This is a genomic window from Legionella stuttgartensis (assembly GCF_977063405.2).
This window is the reverse complement of sequence record NZ_CDRUHA020000029.1, coordinates 1-1,313: the sequence shown is the minus strand read 5'-3', so window position 1 is coordinate 1,313 and position 1,313 is coordinate 1. Positions and strand designations below refer to the sequence as shown.

Below are 1,313 nucleotides of genomic sequence, written 5' to 3'. Positions count from 1 at the left end.
AAATCCATTATTGTCTTATTTTGTAACGCAACAGGGATAAAACCAATGGAACTCTCTTGGACCACTTTTTCATTAGAACTCATTAATTTTCTTATTCTCATTTGGATTTTGAAACGCTTTCTTTATGAGCCCATACAAAAAACCATATTAGAACGAAAAAAAAGAGTGCAAGAACAATTAGAGACTGCACAAACACTGCACAGGCAAGCAACGCAATTGCAAACAACCTATGAACATCGCCTTGCCGATTGGCAACAAGAGAAAGCGACCCTACACAACGAGTGGCATGAGGCGATGGAGCAATGGAAATCAGAAGAAAGACTCCGGTTTGAACAACAATTGCGTCAAGAAAAAGAGCAGGTTTTTTCCCATGAAATGCAAAAAGCCGCAGCCACCATTGAAAACAATGCCAAGGAAGCGTTTCTATTGGCTGGGAAATTTGCTGAAAAATTGTTAATGCCTTTTGCGGATGCCCATCTTGAAGAGAACATCATTAAAAAAACCATTGAGGATCTGAATCATTTTCCGGTAGAACAATGGCAATGGCTCAATACTGTGCCGGAAGAAGAAACCATTTCGATACAAACGGCCTACCCCATCCAAGAACATCAGAAACAGGATCTCTTGCAAGTCATTGAACAATTGTCGCCTAAAAAACTTACCGTCTGTTTCACGGAAAATCCAAAGCTTCTCGCGGGATTAACCCTGCAAATGGGCCCCATGTGCTTGCAAGCCAATCTTCGTGATGAATTAAAATTCTTTACAGAGACAAAAAATGAATTGGCCTAACACCCCTTCTTTTCTTGAGAAGCAACGACAACGCCTTGAGCGCTATCAATTTCAAATCAAGGTATCCGAACAAGGGCGGGTGGTTTCTGTTGGAGATGGGATTATCTGGATTAAGGGCTTACCAAGGGCTGCCATCGATGAAATTCTTATTTCAGAAGATGAGTGCTGTATTGCCATGGTGTTCCATCTCACCGAAGATCTGGTTGGCGCTGTGATGCTGGTACAAACCAAAAAATTAAAGGCAGGCACCCCTATTTTTCCTCTGAAACGCGTATTGAGTATTCCAGTAGGCGATAAACTGCTTGGGCGGGTGATTGATCCTCTAGGCCATCCATTAGACGGCGGTGAGATTCCGCCCCATGAAGAACAAGGATTACTGGATAGGCTGTCCCCACCTATTCTTCACCGCGACTTTGTGAATCGACCATTGTACACGGGAAATAAGATGCTTGATAATCTAATTCCCATCGGAAAAGGACAAAGGGAGTTACTGATTGGGGATAATGGGCTTGGTAAAAGTGCTT

1 protein-coding gene and 1 pseudogene are annotated in these 1,313 nt (G+C 42.7%); both read left to right on the top strand.

Annotated elements, in window-relative coordinates; all coding sequences use genetic code 11:
* Window positions 1–45: 45 nt before the first annotated feature.
* Window positions 46–789: a F0F1 ATP synthase subunit delta gene (locus tag ACWTEW_RS08595; protein WP_454783627.1), complete on the top strand. Its 744-nt coding sequence runs from the start codon at window positions 46–48 to the stop codon at window positions 787–789.
* A pseudogene (locus ACWTEW_RS08590) lies at window positions 776–1,313 on the top strand (F0F1 ATP synthase subunit alpha); the annotation flags it as partial. The gene ACWTEW_RS08595 and the pseudogene ACWTEW_RS08590, both read left to right, overlap by 14 nt.

What these genes read in the sequence shown, in the direction of transcription:
- ACWTEW_RS08595 (WP_454783627.1), top strand. Translation starts at nt 46, where the DNA reads ATGGAACTCTCTTGGACCACTTTTTCATTAGAACTCATTAATTTTCTT.